The 3,995-nt window shown below is 62.8% G+C and carries 6 protein-coding genes; 1 reads left to right on the top strand and 5 read right to left on the bottom strand.

Going from position 1 to position 3,995, the window contains the following annotated elements; genetic code table 11:
- The 4 genes from VG320_RS27855 to VG320_RS27840 form a co-directional block, all read right to left on the bottom strand.
- Nucleotides 1–469, bottom strand: a 469-nt coding sequence (locus VG320_RS27855; RefSeq protein ID WP_327203295.1) for a lysylphosphatidylglycerol synthase domain-containing protein, incomplete at its 3' end; no start/stop codon positions are given.
- A complete protein-coding gene (locus tag VG320_RS27850; RefSeq protein WP_327203294.1) occupies nucleotides 466–1,293 on the bottom strand; it encodes a 2OG-Fe(II) oxygenase in 828 nt (275 codons plus the stop codon). The genes VG320_RS27855 and VG320_RS27850, both read right to left, overlap by 4 nt.
- Nucleotides 1,290–1,994, bottom strand: a complete 705-nt coding sequence (locus VG320_RS27845; protein WP_327203293.1) for a CDP-alcohol phosphatidyltransferase family protein — start codon at nucleotides 1,992–1,994, stop codon at nucleotides 1,290–1,292. Before VG320_RS27845 ends, VG320_RS27850 begins: the two co-directional genes overlap by 4 nt.
- A 136-nt stretch (nucleotides 1,995–2,130) precedes the next feature.
- Nucleotides 2,131–2,361 carry a hypothetical protein gene (locus VG320_RS27840; RefSeq protein ID WP_327203292.1) on the bottom strand — a complete coding sequence of 77 codons (231 nt, stop codon included), beginning with the start codon at nucleotides 2,359–2,361 and terminating at the stop codon, nucleotides 2,131–2,133.
- Nucleotides 2,362–2,729: 368 nt separating this feature from the next.
- Here VG320_RS27840 and VG320_RS27835 point away from each other — a divergent pair, with 368 nt between their 5' ends.
- Complete coding sequence (locus VG320_RS27835) at nucleotides 2,730–3,164, top strand: hypothetical protein (RefSeq protein WP_327203291.1); 435 nt, start codon at nucleotides 2,730–2,732, stop codon at nucleotides 3,162–3,164.
- Between the two features lie 13 nt (nucleotides 3,165–3,177).
- Here the strand turns inward: VG320_RS27835 and VG320_RS27830 are convergent, their stop codons facing one another.
- Nucleotides 3,178–3,744 (bottom strand): hypothetical protein, encoded by a 567-nt coding sequence (locus VG320_RS27830; RefSeq protein WP_327203290.1) that lies wholly within the window; start codon nucleotides 3,742–3,744, stop codon nucleotides 3,178–3,180.
- Nucleotides 3,745–3,995: the final 251 nt, after the last annotated feature.

Here is a 3,995-nt window from a genome sequence, read left to right as displayed (position 1 = left end):
TGGCGATCATGGCGGCAAGGCCCAGATCGCGCGGCGCGCCGTTGGCGGCATAAGCGGAAAAGAGCGCAATGCCGAATACCGCGAAGACGATCTGCGCGACCGCCTGGAGCGTCGTGCTCACGGTGATGGCCGCCGCCGCGTCGCGCATGGCCATGCCGCGTTGCGCAAGCTGGCGCACCATCGCCACGGGACCGCCGATCTGGCCGGCCGGCAGCAGGCTGTTGACGGCCTCGCCGCTCCAGCGCGCGAGCAGCGCGTCACGCTGATCGACACGCTCGCCCTTGCGGAACATCACCGAAATTGCGCCCGCGTCGAGCACGAGCGGCACGACGTGAAAGGCCGCGACAAGCGCAAGGCCCCAGCCGGCCGCAGCCAGCGTGCTCGTCACCGAGCCCAGGCCCTGCCATGCGAGCAGCGCGATAAAGAGTGCTGCGCCAATCGACAGCAGCAGGATGGCGGCACGGCTCACACCCGCTCTCCCGTCTTGCGCGCGCCGCCGGTGGCGGACTGCAGCGCCTTGCGGAACACCTGGCGAAAGCCGAAGTACGCAATCGCGTCTTTCATGTTCGAGATGAAGCGCCGCCACGGGCGCATGTTCGGGTTGGTCACGTATTCGAACGTGAGCGAAACGCGTACCTCCCCTTCACGGCTGGCCGTCACGCGATGGCGCAGTTTGTCGCCGTCGAACAGCACGAGCGCACCGGGCGGATACTGCACCGCGCCGGGTTCGTCGGGCTTGTTGTCGTCGCGGGTATGCAACTCGTAATCCAGAATGCACGACGAGTCGTCGATCACGCCCAGCAGGACCGTATAGCGGCGGCCGTCGTAATAGGACGTGTCGTAATGCCAGCCGATGTGATCGCCCGCGCGCGTGTAGTAATACAGCGCATAGGCATGCGGATCGTCTTCGGGCGAAAGCTGGAGCTTGTCGCCGGTGATCTTTTCTAGCCAGCCGATCAGCTTCGGCGAGCGGTACAGCTCGGCGATATACGGCTGCAGGCGGTCAATCGTGTGACGGCTGACACTGCCGCCCGCCTTATGGCCGGGAATGAAATTGCGGTTGACCTCGGGCATCAGCGCATTGGCGGCGTCGATGAGCCGCTGCGTCGCGTCCGCGGGCAGGAATTCGGAGAGATACACGAACGAACCCTGATTCACGTATTCGTCGCGCAGACGCGCCGAATCCAGACCGCCCAGGGCGCGGTCAATCGAGGCATCGGGCAAGGCGGCTTCACCACCCGCGCTGCGCGCATTGCCCATCACTGCCTGTTCTTCTTCTGCTTGCACACTCATCTGCTGATCCAAACCTGACTGGTTTCCTTGCCGGCCGCGCGGCGCGTCACGCGCCAGTAGTCGAGCACCACGTAAATCGCAAACAGCGGCGCCCCGATGGACGCGGCCACGACAAACGGCGACGCAATACCAGTGAGCGTGACGAGCGGCAACAGATACAGCACGTCTTCAGTCTCGAAACCGCCGACGAAGGCCTGCTGCGTGCCGGCCTTGCCCGCCATTTCCTCGATACGCATGCGCAGGAAGAAGATTACCGCGACGGCCACCCCGGCGATACCGCCGAGCACAGCCGGCGGCACGCGCCATTCGGCCGCAGTCGCACCGGAGGCGGCGAGCACGCCCAGACCGTAGCCCATGCCGAAGAACAGCAGGATGGTCGTAGCGGCATCCGCGGCCAGATCGTAGAAATGGCCGATACGGCTGGTCTTGCCGCTGATTCGTGCGAGTTCGCCGTCGGTGTGATCAACGAAATTCGACAAAACGATCAGAAATGCGCCAATATTGACGTGCAGAAAGTCGCCGCGCGCCAGATAGAAGGCGCCCGCGAGGCCAATCAGCAGGCGCAGGGTAGTCAGGTGATTCGGGGTTACACGGGTCGGCACGAGTGGCGTGACGAGCCAGCGCGCCGCGCGCGCGTCCCAGGTGCGCGGGAGCGGTACCGCACGCGGTAGCGTTTCCGCAGGTTGGTCTTTTCCAGTCATAACCGAGAAGTATAGTGGAAGCCGCCTCGATATGCTCTCGGGCCTAGCACAGTTGCGTGTAGCTGACCGGTCTGGAAATGTGTCGTTTTCGCGAGAGTTGTAAGGGTGTCTTGCCATACTTCGTGGCGGCTCGCGCCTAAGCGTGAAACAGCCTGCCCGACGCCAGCGTGAGCCAGCTCACGGGGTCGGTCTGCTGCCGGCAAACCGCTTCCAGATCAGCCAGTTCCGCCATACCGGCTGTCTCGGCCTTGAGCGCCCTGCACGCGCCTGCCGTGATGCTGAATCCGTAGATCAGCATCACGATGTACACAACGAGAAACACGTCGGCCGCCACGAAGGCCGACGCAGCGAGCGCGGTGTTTTTCATTTGCACTTTCTTGTTCTCTTGGATCTTCGCGCCGTCGGTGGGCGCATTTGGGCGACGTTTTGAGGCTTCTGCACGCTTACGATGCGGTTTTCCGCGCCACATCGGCACTTCTTACCGAAATGAAAGCGATTTTCATTCAGAATGCATCAATTTTACCGCCACCCTACAGTCGGCGAAAGATTTCAGAGTGCAAAGGTGAAAGATTGTCCGTTCTCGAGTGTGCGAACGTTTGCCTTGATCGGATCGGCCAGGCTCGATGCTGCCCCGCAAGCAAGCTCGCGCAAACCCGCGTACAGTGCTTGCCTTCGCATCGGCCCTGGCGTCGCGCAAGTGAGCGGCGCCTGTACGGCCTAATCGCCAGAATTACGATGAAACGTCATTCCCTCGCTGCCCTGCTGCTCGCGGCGCTCCCTTTCGTGCCGCTCACCGGCCATGCCGCCGCCCTCGACGATGCCCTGACCTGCAAGGAGTCGGCGCACGACTTCGTGTCCGGTCTTATCGACCAGAAGCTGATCGACGAAAAGCCCATGCGCGTCGAGAAGAATTCGATCAACGCCTTCTGGCCCGCGCACGGTGCGCATATGACGGCCTACGGCTTCAGTGTGTTCGCGATCGTGGCGTTCCAGCAGGACGACCCGCTGTTCAAGACAGGCGACGGCAAGCCGATCGCCCGATCGGCCTATGGCGCGGTGGTAGTCGCGACCCAGGGCAAGGTCCAGGCCGCGCTCGACGCGGTCGGCAATACGGCCATCGTGCATCACGCCGGGCCGCTCCTGACCGCCATCTTCTGCCAGCAGGACTAGGCGGACGCGCGTCTTATTCGATGCGCCCGAAGCCACCCTCGGCCCACGACTCGGCGCGCGCCTTGGTCAGCTTGAAGTTGGGCGCGACCCGCACCTGCGCGATCTGCTCGCCGAACGCATCGAGCGCCGTGAGCATGGCGTAAGGCTCGTACTCGTCGGGCACGATGTCGAGCGTCACGTCGATGTCGCCGTCGTCGGTCTGCACGCCGACGCGCTTGTGCAGCAGCGCATGCAACTGCTGTTCGTGCCGGCGCAACACTTCCGACGCGGTCTTCACGAGGGTATTGAACGCCGACGTATCGAGCGGCTTCGGATTCTTCTTGTCGCGGCCCATCGTCCAGGGGCCGACAAGCGCGGGTTCCGCTTCGCCGTCTTTTGTCATCTCGACGGCCCAGCCATCGTCGTCTTCGTTCTTGATGACGCGCGCGGTCCAGCCGTCGTCGCGCCACAGACGCGCTTCGTGCTGGGTTTCGGGCAGCGCTTCTTCCAGATGGTCGAGCGGGGTTGCTTGGATTTCGGACGCGCCTTCCGTCGGGGAGTCAGCAGCGGTGTCGGACGATGGAAGGGGGGAATTGGTCATTACAGGTTTACTCACGTTCGCGGGGCGGAAACACAACTCAAGCCTGCGATTCTACCCGCCCCACACCCACCGAACGTGGCCCTCTGACGAACGGACAAGCCAGGGCACGCTCTTCGCCAATCGAAATAGTGCATTTCGTTATTCGTGGGAACTTATAAACCGATTATAAAGCGTTCGAAAAAAACGCGGCCCGAAAGCCGCGTATAAAGAGATGAAAAAGACACCCCTGGTCAGGGGGTGAAACGAATTGT

This window comes from Paraburkholderia sp. (assembly GCF_035948235.1).
Taxonomy (GTDB): Bacteria; Pseudomonadota; Gammaproteobacteria; order Burkholderiales; family Burkholderiaceae; genus Paraburkholderia.
This window is presented reverse-complemented; position numbering and strand designations above follow the sequence as displayed.